Genomic DNA, 16844 nt, shown 5'->3' on the forward strand with positions numbered 1-16844 from the left:
CTGGCAGCGCGATACCGCGCTCCTCCATCTCCTTGCGCAGCAGGCGGCGCCAAGTGAAGAGCTGGGATACCGACATGCCATGGCGGCGCGCCACCGCGCTCACACTCTCCGTGCCCGAATAGCTCTCCGCGACGATCGAGGCCTTCACCTCCGGCGGCCAGTCCCGACGCTTGCCGACACCGGTGAAAACCTCGAAGCGACGCACACCGCTGATACCAGCATCATCACATGACATCGTCATAGCATCAGCGCCCTCTACAATCAGGGCGCGGACACTCCGCGGTCCGCGTCACCCGCGCAAGGTGGGCTCAGGACAGCGCTTACGGTAAAGCTTGTTTGTTGTCATGATCATAGGGGCCCCCACCTATTCCTGAGGTGGAAGCTCCGGCAATCCCGAGGTGGTTCAGCCCGATCTACTTGACCCGTTGCGTCAGATGGGCACGCATGGAGATCATGCGCCCGTCCTGCCATTCAATAAGGTCAATCCCCTCGAGAAAGTCTTGTCCAATCGAAAGTTCGAACTCGATGGCGCTGTGCGCTCCATCGACCAGAACCGTTTGAGGCCGGAACGCCAAACTGTTGCCTGCACGATCGAACAGGTCCGAGATGAACCTCAGCACCCTGTCTCGAGGTCCCAACGCCTCGTTTTCAGGATCGGTCAACACGAAATCCTCGTGCATGAGCGCCGCAACACTCTCAATGTCCCGGTTGTGGAACGCGGTGATGTACGCGTGTGTCAAAGCCCGAATGTCTTGGATCAAAGGATATCACCTTGCTTAATGTCGACGACATCAGTCACCGGCGCGAGGTGCACATTGTAGCCCGCAGCTAACACGCCGTTGAACAATGGACAGACGTAGAGAAGGCCGTTGTGCTGCTGCCCGTCGAAGTCACGGAGGGCATGTGCCACAGCGATCAGATACACCGAGGCGTCGGCAAAGACATACGTGCCCGCCGATGCGTTAGTGGAGATCACCCGTTTCTCGGCGGCTTCGACCACCCGGCCGTCTTGGTCGAGCCTCAGGTAGCTGTAGCTGGGTGAGGTGCTCTGAAAGGCGAGCGCAATGGCACCGCATTTCGAGTCCCGAGAGAAAACGGCGCGCGGCTTTAGATCGCTCACATAGAGAATATCCGCAAGATCAATGATCAACGGGCCCTCGTCGGCACCGCTCGTCGCGACACCGGCCAATGCGCTCAGAGCTGCACCCATGGAATATTGGCCAAGAAACACGTGAGCAGCACCCGGATACCAGCGGGTGAGCGGCCCTGACGCGAAGGCGCGGGTTTCCGGCCTGTCCGCCATGACGAAGGCGTACCTCTCCGGTGCGACCTCAACGGCCCATGGGCGAGAACCGAGCGCGGCGCGCAGCATTGGTTGGCCTTGAACGACGAGCTCGGCTTTCACCGAGCCGTCAGGCCGAATGAAATCCGGCCCAGCCAGAGGCACGATGACCCGCATCAATCCGGCGCATCGGGTGACGGACCGGCGCCTTGCTTTTTCAGAAAGGCTTCCAAGTCCTCTGGTGTCCCGAGGCCCTGCATAGCGTGCACCGGAACTTCGTAGACGCCGATCCTTGCGCCCTGTGCAATCATAAAGTTATAGACAGGGCAAGTATAGAACTCGCCATTTACGCGTTCGTTGGCCGCCATCATGTCCGCAGCGGCGCCAACAAAATCCTTACCTCGGGCAAACAGGTAGATCCCGACCGTGGCGAGATCCGAAATAGGCTTCTTTTCAGCCACCTCCTGAACTAATCCGTAGGCACCTACTCGTGCAAAGGACCATTTCGGATCCATCTCCGTGTCCCGGAACACGAGGATCGAGCCGTCGAGTTGTCGATTGAAGCAATCTTCTACGAAGTCGGAGACGTTGAATTCGACGATTTGATCGGAGTTAGCCACAATCATCGGTCGATCGTCGTCGAACAAACGCCGGGCCAGCAACACGGTCGCTGCCGTGCCTTCGGTCAACTTCTCAACCGGAATGACCGTAACACCCTTTGCTTCCAGATCCAGAACCGCGCTGGCCTGTTCTTCCTGATGCTGCTTACGCAGAAGGACGGTGGTTTGGGAGCCCATGGGTGAAACGTTGTCGATGACGTGGGACAGCATCGGCCGTCCGAGAACGTCAATGAACGGCTTTGGCTTTTTCCAGCCGGCCTTGGCAAAGCGGCTTCCTTCCCCCGCCGCTGGCAGGATCACGTTGATGCGCGCGTGCGCTTGTTCCCGTTCACGTATCGACGCGGCCGCTGGGGAACGTTCGAAGGCAGAGATCCGGGACGGCTCGAAAAAACTATGGTAATCTCGTGCATCGATCTGAGACAAAACGACACGACAGTTCATCAGAAGCGCTTCGTTCAAGGACGCGCTTATGTAGAACAGACCATTGACATTCGCGTCATTGAGTACAGCTTTCTGCGCTGCAAGAAGGAAAGTCTCAGCTTTTCGGAAATAATAGAAGCCAGCAACCGCGTGTCGCGACATCACCTTTTTCTCGAAGGCCTGAACGACTTCAGACCCATCCGCCACAACGTAACACCATCGCGGATGAACAGCATCGAAGGTGATCACCCCGGCATCTGCTCCCGCATGATTGAACCGCTCCACATGTGCCGCCAGGTTGTCGGTGATGATCTGGTCGCTGTTGAAGATCAGAAGCTCACGGTCCGGATCGAGCGCATCGATCGCAAGCAGACAGGAACACAAGCCCCCGGATGTATCACCCAGTCGCTCTACAATCGTCGCGCTTTCCCCGGCAGCTAGCCTAAGCACCCGATCTAGCGAGAACTCTCGCGCATCTTCACGATCGACAATAAAGGTGAAATCCGCGTCTGGAAAATCGTGCTTTAGGCTGTCGATCACCAGCTCAATCATCGGCTGGCCGGACACTTCGATCAGGGGCTTGGGAAAGAAATACTCATCCTTTGGGAAAAAGGACGTTCGGCCGGAAATCGGGATCAAAATCTGCATTCGGAATCCCCTCAACGGTCGTCTATTTCATGAATGCGCGCCTTGATGGCACGGTAGGTCACGTCGTCAGGCACCCCGATCTTCATCAAATGTCCGCCACTCGCAATGGCCGCCTCAATGCCGTGGTCGTTGTCCTCAAGGATCAAGCATTCCTCCGGTCGAACACCGAGCCGTTCCATCGCGACCACATACATCTCCGGGTCTGGCTTACCTTTGACTACATCCTCGTTCGACATCAGCAAATCGAAATGGCTTTTCAGAGCGGATAGCCGCATCATTTCCTCAACCGACTGCCGAACCGAGTTCGAACAGACGGCAGTGAGATAGCCATCTGCCTTCAATCGCGTCAGAGCGTATTGATGGTTGAAGACGGGTTTGCACCGCATATTGCTGAATTCGAGCGTATAATTCTGCTTCAATGCATTGAGAAAATGATGAAGCCCCACCGGAAGGCCACGTGACTTTGATAGCATCTGCAGCTTGGTCCGGGTCGGTAGCCCATCAAATGTAGACAAATGACTTTCACGACTGATGGTGTAGCCGAAATGGCCTAGCGCACGGTTGAGAGCTTCATAATGCCAATCCTTGGCGTCGATCAGAACGCCGTCCATGTCGAACAGGATTGCTTTGATCATATCAGTCCGTCCCGAGAATGCGATGCGCTTCGTTTGGAAAATCCGTACAAAGCTCGAAGTCCGGATGCAAATGCAGGCCGCTCCCCAAAATCTCCTGCCACAATCCCTCGTGCGGTCGACCATGCAGCTCCGGCGACACTATGGCGACCCGATGGCCATTTCCCAACAATTCCTTGGCCTTCTGCACTTGGGGAAAATCGCCCGAAAAATTGTCCACCCACACGCCCTGCGCGAAATCGGCAAACGATGGCTCCGGCTCGTACTCGCTTGCCCGTGAATAAACGGGAAATCCGCGGCGGACGTATCCAAGCGCATCCGGCACGGACATATCGAATGCGAACAAACGCTCCGTCGGAACACCCGCCGCTTCGATTGCATCGGTAATCAAGTGTTGAAGCCCGTCCGCTTTGATATTCAAAGCCAGCCGTCCGTTCCGGTTCGCTCCCACGCAATCCTCAAAGAACCGAGATGCACGGACAGCGCCCCTCCCTTTGACCGGATCGTGTGAAATCCAAAGCACTCCTTCCGAGTCCCGAAAATCAGTCTCGACCCCGAACCCGAGATCAAGCGCAGCAATCAGCGCATCACGACTGTTCTTGGCGGCAGGATCGGTCCAAAGACCGCGATGGGCCAAGATGTTGCCTCTCTTCATTCTGAACACCCTGTCATTTGTTCCGCCGAGGTCGCGGGCAATTCGAGTGTCCGCGCAGCGCCGCCATTCATCACATGCCGTGCGTTGTTCTCCCGGTGCTGAAGCATCACGGATAACCCGGATCAAAGGACATCATGCATTCGTCCAGCACTGGCTCGTAAGCTCCGGCCGCGTCAGGCGACAAAGCACCTTCCACAAGCTGTACCCATTCAAGAAAGCCCAATTCCTCCCTGTTCGACAGCGCTGCGTAGCTGCCGATCACGTCTCGCATCGTATCGTGCTGTCCCTTGACCCAGTAAATATCCGACGACATCTGATCCACTACACCAAAATGGTCCCTCAGCGCCGCCCAGCTGTCAGCAACGGTCCAATCCAGCGAACGTCCTTGCCGCAACAGGAACTGACTTGCGAGATAGGTCTCGGGCACTGCATCGTAGCGGCAAAGATTGCCGATGGGCACTTCCTTGAACAAGCGCAGCCGATCAGCCGGAAAGCTCTCGGGCAAGCGGTTCTCGTGTAAAGGCGGAGACCAGTAGGAAAGCATGTCATCGATATGTCCGAAAACCGTCTGATCACACAGATGATAGGGCGCGAACTTCAAGGTCCCGGCAGCCATCCCGAACACCCGATACTTCTGTGTTTTCGCCGCCGCTCCGAGTGGCGGGAAGAGTCGCGCCAGCGAGATCAGGCCGCTCATGATCGTGGGCTGATACAATCGCTGGTCGGTGCGCGACTTGATAACCCATTCCACACCCAAATCAGCCGCCCTCCGGATCCCGCCGGAGGAGCTTACGATCTGCATGTTCACGTTGAGCGGACCGGGAATAGCCGGCTTATCATTGAGAACAATATCGACGCCCTCTTCGGCAATCCGATCCAGATCTTCCCGAGACGTGTCTTTCCAGGTAGACAGAATAAGCCTGCAGTTCGGCATATGGCGGCGATAGATGCGGAAGGTTTCGACTGTGAAATTGTCCGCAGAACAGATCGGCCCTTGAATAACAATAGCTGCGTTTTCTGCGCGCAGTGCCGGTTGTAGGGAGTACTTTGGCGATGTCTCCGCGCACAAGCCTAAAGCCGCAGAAGCCTTGGGCCGCGCCCGGCTTGTCATGTAATGCGCGCCCTTGCGCGTTTCACTGACAAGAGCATAGCGCAGAACCCGTCGTCGCAACCTGTTAATCAGAGAACCCTTCGGCATCTGCTGTCCTGATAATCTTCGCCCACAACAAACGCGACTGAGTAACAATCGGCCGCCACCCAAAAGTCGATCACGTGCCCTCGGCGCGATAGCCGGAAGCTGGCATGGTGTCCAGCTTCCGGCCCGACGAGAGCGACCATTACTCCAGCTCGTGTCGACATGATAGAGACTAATCAAAAAGAACCTTAAGCAAAATATACGATAATCGCGGAATTATTTAATATAAATCGATCTATTTTACCGAAAAAATATGCGATAAATTTGGTTATCTTGTCGAATTATTACATTATTTTCTTCACAGCGACGCCAATAGGAACTATTTCTCTCGACGATGATGAAAACTTCAGAAATAGAAATCTATAACGCTCAAGACTGCATCCATCCAAAATCGACCTGTTTACGATCGGAGACGCAGTGCGCTTTCGATCAAGCCCTGCCTGGCAGCGCCAACATATTTCTCATACTGCGGATGCTTGAACAGATGTGCATAATAGATCTGCCAGCGCCATGGGAGATAGTCGGCGTTAAGTAGGTTTTGGTTGAGATGTAATTTAACGCTGTCCTGCCGCTCGTTGTATTCTTCAATGGCCAGAAGCTGTCCGTTATAAGGACCATACATCTCAATCTCTGAGCCAATAATATCGTCAAGATATACGAAAATACGAGGAAGAAATATTTCTGGATTCTCTTGAGCAATATCGAAAATAATTAAGCTATCACGTGTAGATGACCAATAATCTGTATCGTTAAAGATAGCTCCAATGGGCGCTGGATTATGTGTACGGATGAAGTCGGGCAGTGTGTCCCTAATTTCACCTAGAACAAGCTTAGCATTCGGCACACGCGCCTTCAGCGCCTCCACATCCATTTTGTATTGTCCCGACTGAAACCAGTACGGTAAATCCTTTGCCCCATCCGGCGGTGGCATCCCGCCGCCTGTATCGAACCCATAACATTCGATTGTCACACCCGTAGCTTTTTGCACTTCCTCCGCAAAGTCACACATGAATTTCAGCCCGTTGCCACCAGCAACACCGAACTCGATGGCTGAGATTCGGGAATGCCCAAGGCTTTTGGCAAGAATAGAAGCGTTCATCATGCAGTAAGCGTAATGGCCACGTTCCAAAAGTTGCATGTCCATTTTGAAACGTATTCCAATATTTAATAATGGATCAAGCTTTCGTAACGCCCAACGGGAAAGAGGTGCTAATAATGATCGCTGAAATTCCGGAGAAAGTAAGAATCCACCAATCGCCTTTTTCATCAAACATTACTCCAGTTTAGACACAGCTTAGGCACTGCCATGTCATATTTCGCCCTATTGAATTAGCCGAATATGAGGCAAAATCCCGACACGGGATCATCTCCGCCCTGCATCGGTGTTTCTATTATCTGATCTCGCGGAAATATATCTTAGATTTTGGAATGTCGTTTTTTGGAACAGGGCTGGCCTAAATCCCTGTGAAAAGGAAGGGAGCGAGACCATTCGAGCGCCCGCCCCGACCTTAGCAACCTGATCTATCCTCTTCTCGCCGATTTCCTTAAGCTGCAACCTCCCTGATATAACATTGAACTATCAAATCGATTGTCGCTTATTGAGACAGTTCAGGGCGCTGGTCTGAGTCCGAAGTTTCTACCAATTGGGCACCCGCAACATTGATAGCTTTGACGAACTGCCCCCTTATGATCCTCGCCCAAAACACATGCGCCTGAGTTGCGATCAGCCACCGCAGAACAACCGACAGCTTGGCCCCTTCGGACTAACGTCATGCGGATATGGTGTTTGGCTTTTTGCCGACAGGACCAACGAATAACGCGTCCAGCCATAGGCTGCGTTAGCGACGGCAGACGTGATTGTGCCGAAAAGAACGCAGGAGTAAGGTGCTGGAACAGACAGTGCGGGGGCGCATGCCAGACATAACAAAACACGCTTTGCTCGAACGCTTGACGAATGGTGACGGCATCGGAGCCCGCGTCGTGAGAAGCTCCGCGAGCATCGCGCTAGGTAATGGTGCTTCCCAGGCATTGCGCCTCCTCTCGAACCTAGCTCTGTCGCGACTTCTTTTCCCCGAAGCGTTCGGCCTAATGGCTTTGGTGACAGTGTTCATCACCGGGCTTCAAATGCTGTCCGATGCCGGGACCAGTCCCTCAATCATGCGCCACGAGCGCGGTGATACTCCGCGGTTTCTGAACACGGTGTGGTCGATCCAGGTTCTTAGAGGCGTGGTCCTGTGGCTCCTTACGATCGCTATCGCGTGGCCAGTCGCAACGCTTTACAATGAGCCTCTTCTTGCCCAGCTCCTACCGGTCGCGGGCATTTCGCTGCTGATCAGCGGCTTCACTCCGACGCGGTATGAAACATATCTAAGACATCTCAGAGCCGCGCGCGTGGCGCTACTCGATCTCGGGTCTCAGGCCGTTAGCATCGCCGTCGTAATCATTTTAGCATGGTGGCTTCAGACAGTTTGGGCGCTAGTTTTCGGGATAATCCTCGGGGCGGCAGCACGTGTCGCGATGTTGCATACTTTTCTTGACGGTCATGTCGATAAGTTTCGCATAAACCGCGAGGATGCTGCCGAGATCGTCACATTCGGCAGATGGATTTTCCTGAGCTCAATATCGGGTTTTTTCGTTCTCCAAGGCGATAAGGCCATCCTGGGCGCATACCTCTCGCTTGCCGCCCTCGGAGTCTACAATATTGGCTATTTCATGGGTATCTTCGCTGCGCAGCTTACCGACGTGGTGCAAGCCAAGGTATTGATCCCTCTTTATCGTGAGACCAACCCGACCACAAACAGCCATGACGCGCTGGTGGTCCGCCGCCTGCGACTGTTGCTGTCAGGTGGGGGTCTCGCACTGCTCGGCCTGTTCGCGTTCGGCGGAACCATCATAATCGAGATGCTTTATGATCCTCGCTATGCCTCCGCTGGCCTGATCGTGGTCCTGATCGCCTGTGCCCAGATGATGGGGCTGGCAAGCAAGGTCTATGACCAAGCGGCGCTAGCGTATGGCGACTCCCGCGGCTTTTTCATTGTCGTTGCTGTGCGAGCGGTGGTTCAGACCAGCTTGCTCTGGGTGGGCGCGGAGACATTCGGTGTTGCGGGAGCCTTGATCGGACAGGGGCTTGCGCTGCTTGTGGCACATTTGGGATCCATCATGCTTGCGCGAAAACACAAGTGCTGGGACCCTTTGCATGACAGTATCGTCATTGGAGGCGCTTTTGCGCTCACCGCCGGAGCTGTATTCGTGCATCGGGATGGCTTGATAGCTTTTTTTGTTGGTGGAGGCTGACCGAAGCTGAATGTCGATGTGAGCCGGGCGTTCATGCAAGATGAAGGCGTCCAGCTCGGCGCGCCTGCGCCGGCCGGCGACCACGAATATCAGACTGGCAAACGCTCGCTAGAACCACGTGGCCAATGGGAATCAGGTCACTGACTCTGATCTCGCGCCAGATGTAAGGTTGTGCCAGCAACGACTTCCTGCATGCAAAACCGGTGGGCGTGACATGAAGCGCATCGTCACCGGGTCCGAGTCAAAACTGCCCGCCAAAACACACTGCCACGCGCTTCTGCCACAACCTCGGATCTGCTTCAGATCACCGGCCATCATCACCGCTCGCTTTCAAGCCATGCCAAAAACATCAGTGCGTTCCACAGTTGGGGGCCCCAGTTGAAACGTTCGGAAAGATGCTCTGCCCATTTTTCAGTCAGCAGTCTTGAATTCAGAAATCCCTCTCTGTCCAGTCGCTCGGGGTCCAGGAGGGCCTGAGCCCAATCCTTCAAGGGACCACGCAACCAGATGCCGACCGGCACCTCGAACCCCATTTTGGGGCGTTCGATCAAAGCAGCGGGAACATAGCGGTACAATACTTGCCTCAGTGCCCACTTTGATTTGCCCTCGCGGAGCTTCAGGTCCTGCGGCAAGCGTCCCGCAAATTCCACCACCCGATGGTCAAGAAACGGTGCGCGGCATTCCAATGAAACCCGCATCGACGCCCGGTCCACTTTCGCGAGAATATCGTCGGGAAGATACGTAAGCACGTCGAGCAACATCATCCGTGCTGCATCTCCTTCAGACCTGCTTGGCGGGAGAAGGCTACCAAGCAGGCTTTGTGGCTCGGCCCCTCCGATCACCACATCGCAAGGCCGAGGCCAGCGCGAGACCATCTTGCGGTGCAATTCGTCAACCGACCGGCTGGCGGCATAGTCGGCCAGCCGGTGCATGCGCTGCCCATTGGGTTCTTTGCCAGCGGGCACTGCGAGAAAAGGTGCCAGCACCGTATCCAACATGCTGGTTGGGAGAGTCTTCACTGCAGCCGCGATCGCTGGCCGCAAAGGCGCTGGCACGTACCGCAGCCTTTGCATGAAGCTTGCCCCCTGCCGGTAGCGATCGTAGCCGCCGAACAATTCGTCCCCGCCATCGCCGGAAAGCGCCACGGTGACGCTCTCCCGCGCTAGCTTGGAGACGAGAAACGTCGGAATCTGCGACGAATCCGCGAACGGTTCGGTATAGATATGCGGAAGTATGGGTACCACGTCTCTGAGTTCGGCGTCGCCGACGTAAAGCTCGGTATGTTGGGTCCCAAGATGAGTGGCGACCTGCTTTGCAAATTCCGCCTCATTATAGCGCGGTTCGTTAAACCCAATAGAAAATGTCCTGACCGGACGCGCCGACTGCGCTTGCATCAGCCCGACGACGAGCGAAGAGTCGACACCGCCCGAGAGAAATGCTCCCAAAGGCACATCCGCAACCATCTGACGCGCAACCGCATCGCGTAGGAGGGCATCAAGCTCGTCAACGGCTGTTGAAGGATCAATGTCTGCCGCGGTGGGACGCAGCGCTTCAACTGCTGACCAATACTGCGTCACTGCTGGCTCGGGCTTGTCCAGCGAAAGCTCGGCCAGACAGCCAGGCGGTAACTTGTGCAGCCCTTTATAGATCGCGTTCGATTCTCCAACGTGGCCGTGGCGCATGAATTGTGCGACGGCGCCGCGATCAATCTCGGATCCGCAGACCGGGTGCGCTCTGAGCGCGCGCAGTTCAGATCCGAATAGAAAAGTAGCCTGTTCACCCTCGCCCTGCCAGCCGTAGTAAAGAGGCTTTTCGCCAATCCGATCACGCCCGAGGATTAGTTTGCGGTTTTGCCGGTCCCAGACCGCAAAGGCGAACATGCCGATGGCGCGGCCAATCGTGGTGGTGACACCCCAGGCATCAAAACCAGCGATCAAGGTCTCGGTATCCGAAAGTCCGCGCCACGCAGGTGCAAACCCAGCCGCTTCGAGGTCCGCCCGCAAATCAAGATGATTGTAGATTTCGCCGTTAAACACAAATACGTAGCGGCCCGATGCGGAGGTCATCGGTTGGTGACCTGCCGACGAGAGGTCAACAATGGAAAGGCGCCGATGCCCCAGAGCGACGCCGGCGTTGGCATCAACCCAGTGCCCGCTGGAATCGGGACCACGATGAATGATCGCATCCGTCATTGCGATCAGGCGACGCTCCGGATCGGGGAAGGATCGGCTCATGAAGCCGGCAAGACCACACATTGCTGCAACTCCAGAACCAGTTATCGCTTCACAAACAGGACAGTGTTTGTTCACGGACTGATGGTATTGAAAAATTTTCCTTGGAAGTTTTCAGTGACTTGATTTTCACAGTGTGCCGCATAGCGACACACACTCCATTCATGTGCCTCAAAATTAATAAGGATTCCCAAATCTCAGACTTCAGTTAATGATTTGGAGTTTTTCAACACGATCGGACCAGAAGCGCTCTTGGCGGGCCTCGATCGCGGCGATGGCCTTGGCTTTGCCTTTGAACAGCGCCTGTCGCTGATATGATTGGATAAATGCCCGCAACACCTTGTCATCCAGTTGCGGTTCACGACGAAGCCAGGCCCGAGCATAGCCAAAAATCATTGCCATCCCACCAACGACATATGGCCACTGCGTCATCCGAAACACGGCGGTCGCGATGAAATAGATCGGATCGGACCCCATGAAGTATTGACCGAACCCATGCCGGGCGCGCCCGGTCATGATGCTCTGCTGGCTGGATCCCATTGGGCGCAAGTGCTCAAACTGCAGGTCTGGTTCGTCCCAGCTGCGCACAATCCAGCCAAGTTGTCGCGACTTGTGACAATCGATACCGTCCCACATCACCTCTCGAACAAAGCCACCGATGTCTTCGAAGCATTTCACTCGATAAAACTTCGTCATTCCCACCGACATTTCATCGCCACATTTTTCGCTGACCCAAGCTCCGCGTCGGCTGCGGTAGTAGGGTTTGCCACTTGCGCTGCCAAGCCGCGGGTTTGCCTCCATCCGGGTCATCAGGATTTCGAAGTAACGTGGCGGCAGGTCGAGATCGACATCAAGCTTGCACACGAAATCGAACTCGCCCAAGGATAAGTGCGCCATTCCGGCATAGAACGCCTCGATCACGCCAGGTCCAACGGCCCGATGACCCCGGTCGGGCTTCCGCACAACCTTGATCCATGCGTGACGCGATGCGTACTCTTCCAAAATGGCTGGTGTAGAGTCGGTAGAGCCGTCGTCGACGATAATCCAAAGGGTTGGCGGTTCGGACTGTGCAACGACGCTGTCCAAAGTCTTGCGGATATAGTCTGCTTCGTTGCGGCATGGAGAGATCAAGGCATAGCGCCGTCCGTTGGTCTTCATCATCAGTAAACTGCTTCCTTAACGAAAAATTGCCTGCAGATTTTCCCCAATCTGGCGCTTCGATCGGGATCCGAGTCAGCTTTCGGAGTATACAATCGAATTTTGGTAGATCCGACATTTTTGTAGTATGTCGTCAGGTGATTAAGTCTCCCTAATCTGTTTGCCTAACAAGTGTTTTTAGCTTGAGCGGTTTCGGGACACACAGAAAATCGTAAATCTGGTGACATTTGCGCACTTAACCGCAAACTGCCAACTTTGGCCCGGCACGTTTTCGCCGCCGCACCCAGACATGTCGATTGGCTTTCGTTCCTTTCTTGGGGCCGGAACATTGCAAATCGGCTTTATCGGACGGTCTCGCTCAGGGTGCGGCCGGGCTCGGTGACCCGATGTTCCCCAAGTAAGCTGCAGTTCAACCCACCATTTCCCATGCGGCCCGCCCTTCCGCGCCAATATTGCGTGAACGAGTCAGCAGATCAATCGCTATTCCTACCACTCGGCGTACGCGGACGGGTAAAGGTGGGCGCATCATCAAAAAATCGTTCCGTCCCACGCCGGCAGCATTTGGGCTTGGATGGCTTGCTTGTAGATCGACTTCAGCCTTAGGGCTCGCCCGGTTTTCACTTAAAATTAAGTATACAGCTCCTAGGCTGGATAGCATGCCTTTCAAAGGATCGTAGGAATGAATGCTGCAAGTTGGACCCGAGCACGCCGGCAGAAGACTAGGAAAGCGATTGAGCTTCCTTCGTTTTCCAAACGGTCTGCGATCACCGCTTTGGCAGCACTTTTGGCCTTGACGGGTTGTGGTGGGGGAGGCGAGTCCGGACCAATCGCCGGACCTTCGCCTGCGCCGTCACCTTCGCCTACCCCTACGCCTTCGCCTACTCCATCAACCGGATGCGTAAGGCTCTCACAATTGGACGAAGTTTGTTCTTCTGTTCAAGCAACGCCCAATGTCGTTTCGGTTCGGGCGTCCCGTCAGACTTGTATTGCCCCATGCGGCATCTTTTTCGAGGCAGCGCTTAATCAAAGTCTTGGCACTGAGCGCCCGATCCATGAATTGTCCTTTCAATGGTCCTTCGAAGACCCTGCTGCCCGGTTTGAGGCGCTGTCCAATGATTTCCCGGAATCGTTCAAAGATGCCAACGCGGCACAAGGACCATTGGCTGGACATGTATTCGAGAGACCCGGCACGTATGAGGTTAGGGTCTGGGTCGCTAATCGCAATCAGAACTACGCTATCGATAGCGAAACGATCACAGTCGAAGACCCCGAAATCGCGTACGCAGGCACGCGCACAATTTGCTATTCAAACCGGGGTAACTTCAGCGGTTGTCCAAGCGGCGCGCAGCGATTCACCAGTGCAGTCGATGCCATCCGCGCCGCGAACCAGAGCCGGATGAGAGTGCTGTTCCGGTCAGGGGAAGAAACACTATTCAGTGCCGATACGAGCTTTCGCGGCCTGCGTGATATCCAAATAGGCTCGTTCGGGTCGGGCGCGAAACCGATCCTGCGTATTGATGGCTCTATCACCAGGCCGCTTTTTACACCGACAGATACCAATGGCCTCACGATTTTCGGGCTCGATATACGTGGAGACTACGATCCGCGAACAGGCATGGGCGAAAATTTCAATGAGAGCGGCATTCAAAACGTCGGGAATGTGCTTAACACCACCATCTTCAGGAACAGATTTTCCGGCCTTCAAATGGGGGTGCTTTTAATCGATCGACCTGTTGGCGTGATCGTCGCCGATAACGAGATAAGAGATTGGTACGATTACGGGATTTTTGACAGTTTCGCCGAAAGAACCGCCTACATAGGCAACTCAATCAAACAAAATCCGAACGCAGTTAGCGGGCCCGGCGGCACGGACCGATCTATCACCCCGCGCTGGGCCGATCATGGGCCCATCCGCACGTCGGAAGTCTCTTCGCTGGTTATCGCACAAAACGACATGGTTAGTACTACGGGGTGGTCAAGCAACGGGCAAGCTCACCAGCCAACGATTCGGTATAATCAATCGGGAACGCGCGGTCATTTTGGAGTAATAAATCGCAATCGTTTAGAGGGAGGCTTTCAGGTAGTGATGTTGGCCACCCAAAACAGCTCAACTATTGGCAATGTGGGCAACGTGATCGTCGAGCGCAATCTCCTGATCGGAACGGGCAACACAGGAGAATTTTTTGCACTTAGCTTTGGCGGAACGACTATCCGCAATAACGTTGGGATCATGCCTGATGTAATAAGTACGCTTAACCCTTTTTGGACACTCGCGCTTTACCAATCCAGGCCCTCAACTGTAGAAAATACGCGAGAACCTGTCGTGATTGCAGGCAACACAGTCATCCAGCTTCAATCTAGATCACCTCAAGAGTTTCGGATCCTCCGCCTATTTGAAACTTGGACGAACGCGAATTTTCGTGAGGGGAATAATCTTGTTTACGCCCCCCGTGTTCCTAATTCCTCCGGGTTCCCGAACTATCTTCCTCTCAATCAAAATGACTACTACAGGCCGCTAGCTGGCAGTTCTGCAATCGGATCGGCGGCGGCCGACGGATTAGTCTTCGATACGCTGGACGGGAGAACTCGACCGGCCAGGGCATCGGTGGGAGCGCAGGAACCTTCCCAGTGAAGTAACCTTAGTCATGGCGACGCGAGTTTCTCGTCATTTTTTGACAAGAAATCGGTAACATTTTGCTATCGTGGGGTGCTTGCTCAAGACGAAAGAACTGCTTGCCGCGGATGTCGGGTTCATGATCGAGTGACAAAAGTCCACCGCAATTGGGGACGATTTCTGAACAAATCACCGCATCTGGGCACCTGAAAAGCCGCTCGCGTATGGGGCCATGACCTTCCCGGTCGCTGGCCGCCAGCAACCACCTAAGAACCATGTGCCCAACCTCGGCAAGTTTCCTGTCCGGTAGATGCTCGAAAGCGCCGATTGGCCGACTGTTAGCTGGCGCCGCGGAACAAAGATCAAGCCCTGTGCGCGCTCTGCTGCGATGCGTGTGCTCATAGCTGAGCCGTCCACGACACCAGTTGCACGGGCGCCATCAAGATATGTATGACATTAATTAAGGTGTAACTCGGGGGGCTTCAATGCCAACATTAAAGCAACTGCTGGTTGGGACTATGTTTGGTCGCTGGCTATCCACGGCACGCGACTTTTTTTCGTTGGTTCGCGCACCTCGCGTCGCTTTGGGTACAACTGTCAACGACCAATTAGCTCCCCGCCTCCTTGCTCAGCTTTGCCGACCAAATGACGTCTTCGTCGACGTGGGTGCACATATCGGTTCAGTAATCGCTGAGGTGCGCCATAATTGCCCAAGCGCACGGATTGTCGCGTTTGAGGCTATGCCAGACAAGGTTGCGTGGCTGACCCGCAAGTTCCCGACCGCGACGGTTCACTGCTGCGCGCTGTCCGACCAGACGGGCGAAGCTGAGTTTTTTGTCAATCTCAGTCAAAGTGGCTATAGTTCGCTGGCCGAGCAACAGGGAAGCGTCCGTCGGATTAAAGTCGATAGGAAGCGGATGGATGACTTGTTAGACTGGGCGGACTTGATCAAGATCGACGTTGAAGGGGCGGAGCTGGGCGTTCTTCGGGGAGCAGTCAAACTCATTGAAAAATGTCAGCCGCTCATAATGTTCGAGAGCGGACCCCACGATGTTCTTGGGTTTACCAAAGAGGGCATGTTCAACTTTTTCTCAGAGAGGAATTACGGTTTGCTCGCACCGAACCGCCTCGCTCATCGCAGTAGTGTAATGACCCTTGACTCATTTCTTGATGGCCATGAATACCCTCGCAGGACTACCAACTATTTTGCGGTGCCTATGACTAGACTGGACGAATTCAGGATGAGGGCCGCTTCGCTTTCTCACCGCAAACCCAGCCGGAACGTGGCGTTAGAGGCGGCCTCGGTAACGATCTGACCGGTCCGGCGGTGCGATCATGAGCATGGGCGAGATCGGATGCGTGATCATCGGCGGCTTTGAGGACGCGCGTCGAGCAATGTTTTGCTTTCTGCAGGAATTCGCATCGCGGCTGGTCGATATCGCCTCCCAGTCGGCAAAAGCGTCGCAAATGCGCGCGCATCCTTGGGGAAAGTCGTTGCGCTGGACATGGCAAACCCATTATCCGCAGCGAACGCAAGCAATGCCTGGCTCGAACATCTCTAGGCCGCCCACCTGAACTTGAGATTTGTTCAGTTCACCGACAAAGCTTGGGAGTTGGATGCTGTCTGGTTGCGCAGCGCGCACAGCATTATCAAAGAGTAAGACCAGGTCGCTTTCTTGCATGATCGCCGGCGCGATCGTGTTCCCGAAACTAGCCTTTACAATCTTGTCTTCGACGTGGAATGGCACGCGCCTATCGGCAAGGCGTTCAACAGCAAGGTGCGTAGCGAATGCCTGAACACTCACCGGTTACTGTCGCTGGACGATGCTTGCGAAAAGCTGGAGGCCTGGCGTAAACACTACAATCAGGAGCGCCCGAACAGCACGATTGAGAATACCCCCGATCATGCTGGGCAAACTCAGCCGATGAAACCAACGCAGTGGATCCAAGCAAGGCGAAAAACTCAAGACCCGAGTGGACCAATGCCGGTTAGACGTGAAAAGCGCCTTAAACCGCTACGTGTAGTGGATAGAATTTTTTGGGCACAAACCAACACTAGTACACCCAAGCTCTCAAAGAATTTTTCCTATTGCTT

General features: G+C 54.8%; 14 protein-coding genes and 1 pseudogene. 5 read left to right on the plus strand and 10 right to left on the minus strand.

What is annotated here, in order from left to right:
* The 8 genes from SOQ14_RS04485 to SOQ14_RS04520 all read right to left on the minus strand — a co-directional run.
* Window positions 1-241: transposase (locus tag SOQ14_RS04485; RefSeq protein WP_322896864.1), on the minus strand; the 241-nt coding region annotated here is incomplete at its 3' end.
* A gap of 172 nt (window positions 242-413) precedes the next feature.
* Window positions 414-761 (minus strand): nuclear transport factor 2 family protein, encoded by a 348-nt coding sequence (locus SOQ14_RS04490; protein ID WP_322896865.1) that lies wholly within the window; start codon window positions 759-761, stop codon window positions 414-416.
* Window positions 758-1459, minus strand: a complete 702-nt coding sequence (locus tag SOQ14_RS04495; RefSeq protein WP_322896866.1) for a glycosyltransferase family protein — start codon at window positions 1457-1459, stop codon at window positions 758-760. The genes SOQ14_RS04490 and SOQ14_RS04495 overlap by 4 nt, the downstream gene beginning before the upstream one ends.
* Window positions 1459-2970, minus strand: a complete 1512-nt coding sequence (locus SOQ14_RS04500) for a glycosyltransferase family 2 protein (RefSeq protein WP_322896867.1) — start codon at window positions 2968-2970, stop codon at window positions 1459-1461. The genes SOQ14_RS04495 and SOQ14_RS04500 overlap by 1 nt, the downstream gene beginning before the upstream one ends.
* Window positions 2971-2981: 11 nt before the next feature.
* The gene (locus tag SOQ14_RS04505; protein ID WP_322896869.1) at window positions 2982-3605 is read right to left on the minus strand and encodes an HAD family hydrolase; all 624 of its coding nucleotides are present in this window, start codon (window positions 3603-3605) and stop codon (window positions 2982-2984) included.
* A gap of 1 nt (window position 3606) precedes the next feature.
* Window positions 3607-4383 (minus strand): PI-PLC domain-containing protein, encoded by a 777-nt coding sequence (locus SOQ14_RS04510; RefSeq protein WP_322896870.1) that lies wholly within the window; start codon window positions 4381-4383, stop codon window positions 3607-3609.
* On the minus strand, window positions 4364-5455 hold the full coding sequence (locus SOQ14_RS04515; RefSeq protein ID WP_322896871.1) for a WavE lipopolysaccharide synthesis family protein: 1092 nt from the start codon (window positions 5453-5455) through the stop codon (window positions 4364-4366). Before SOQ14_RS04515 ends, SOQ14_RS04510 begins: the two co-directional genes overlap by 20 nt.
* Window positions 5456-5852: 397 nt before the next feature.
* Window positions 5853-6719: a hypothetical protein gene (locus tag SOQ14_RS04520; protein ID WP_322896872.1), complete on the minus strand. Its 867-nt coding sequence runs from the start codon at window positions 6717-6719 to the stop codon at window positions 5853-5855.
* 680 nt (window positions 6720-7399) lie between these two features.
* Here SOQ14_RS04520 and SOQ14_RS04525 point away from each other — a divergent pair.
* A complete protein-coding gene (locus SOQ14_RS04525; RefSeq protein WP_322896873.1) occupies window positions 7400-8746 on the plus strand; it encodes an oligosaccharide flippase family protein in 1347 nt (448 codons plus the stop codon).
* 317 nt (window positions 8747-9063) lie between these two features.
* Here SOQ14_RS04525 and asnB read toward each other — a convergent pair whose 3' ends face one another.
* Window positions 9064-11001: an asparagine synthase (glutamine-hydrolyzing) gene (gene asnB, locus SOQ14_RS04530; protein WP_322896874.1), complete on the minus strand. Its 1938-nt coding sequence runs from the start codon at window positions 10999-11001 to the stop codon at window positions 9064-9066.
* A 180-nt stretch (window positions 11002-11181) separates the two neighbouring features.
* On the minus strand, window positions 11182-12138 hold the full coding sequence (locus tag SOQ14_RS04535) for a glycosyltransferase family 2 protein (protein WP_322896875.1): 957 nt from the start codon (window positions 12136-12138) through the stop codon (window positions 11182-11184).
* A 910-nt stretch (window positions 12139-13048) separates the two neighbouring features.
* On the opposite strand from SOQ14_RS04535, the gene SOQ14_RS04540 reads away from it, so the two are divergent.
* From SOQ14_RS04540 to SOQ14_RS14455, 4 genes and pseudogenes are all read left to right on the plus strand, one after another.
* Entirely contained in the window at window positions 13049-14767 is a 1719-nt protein-coding gene (locus tag SOQ14_RS04540) for a hypothetical protein (RefSeq protein ID WP_322896876.1), read from the plus strand.
* 467 nt (window positions 14768-15234) lie between these two features.
* Window positions 15235-16065, plus strand: coding sequence for an FkbM family methyltransferase (locus SOQ14_RS04545; RefSeq protein WP_322896877.1), 831 nt, complete (start codon window positions 15235-15237; stop codon window positions 16063-16065).
* Window positions 16066-16084: 19 nt separating this feature from the next.
* Complete coding sequence (locus SOQ14_RS04550; RefSeq protein ID WP_322896878.1) at window positions 16085-16324, plus strand: hypothetical protein; 240 nt, start codon at window positions 16085-16087, stop codon at window positions 16322-16324.
* A 185-nt stretch (window positions 16325-16509) separates the two neighbouring features.
* Window positions 16510-16644: pseudogene (locus SOQ14_RS14455) on the plus strand (integrase core domain-containing protein); the annotation flags it as partial.
* Between the last annotated feature and the right edge of the window lie 200 nt (window positions 16645-16844).

This window comes from Erythrobacter epiphyticus, assembly GCF_034653295.1.
In the GTDB taxonomy this organism is placed as follows: domain Bacteria; phylum Pseudomonadota; class Alphaproteobacteria; order Sphingomonadales; family Sphingomonadaceae; genus Erythrobacter.

Bases quoted from the DNA above. Each gene is read 5' to 3' on its own strand.
- SOQ14_RS04535 (WP_322896875.1), bottom strand. From the start codon at position 12,138: ATGATGAAGACCAACGGACGGCGCTATGCCTTGATCTCTCCATGCCGC.
- SOQ14_RS04495 (WP_322896866.1), bottom strand. From the start codon at position 1,459: ATGCGGGTCATCGTGCCTCTGGCTGGGCCGGATTTCATTCGGCCTGAC.
- SOQ14_RS04500 (WP_322896867.1), bottom strand. From the start codon at position 2,970: ATGCAGATTTTGATCCCGATTTCCGGCCGAACGTCCTTTTTCCCAAAG.
- SOQ14_RS04550 (WP_322896878.1), top strand. From the start codon at position 16,085: ATGAGCATGGGCGAGATCGGATGCGTGATCATCGGCGGCTTTGAGGAC.
- asnB (WP_322896874.1), bottom strand. From the start codon at position 11,001: ATGTGTGGTCTTGCCGGCTTCATGAGCCGATCCTTCCCCGATCCGGAG.
- SOQ14_RS04505 (WP_322896869.1), bottom strand. From the start codon at position 3,605: ATGATCAAAGCAATCCTGTTCGACATGGACGGCGTTCTGATCGACGCC.
- SOQ14_RS04520 (WP_322896872.1), bottom strand. From the start codon at position 6,719: ATGAAAAAGGCGATTGGTGGATTCTTACTTTCTCCGGAATTTCAGCGA.
- SOQ14_RS04515 (WP_322896871.1), bottom strand. From the start codon at position 5,455: ATGCCGAAGGGTTCTCTGATTAACAGGTTGCGACGACGGGTTCTGCGC.
- SOQ14_RS04545 (WP_322896877.1), top strand. From the start codon at position 15,235: ATGCCAACATTAAAGCAACTGCTGGTTGGGACTATGTTTGGTCGCTGG.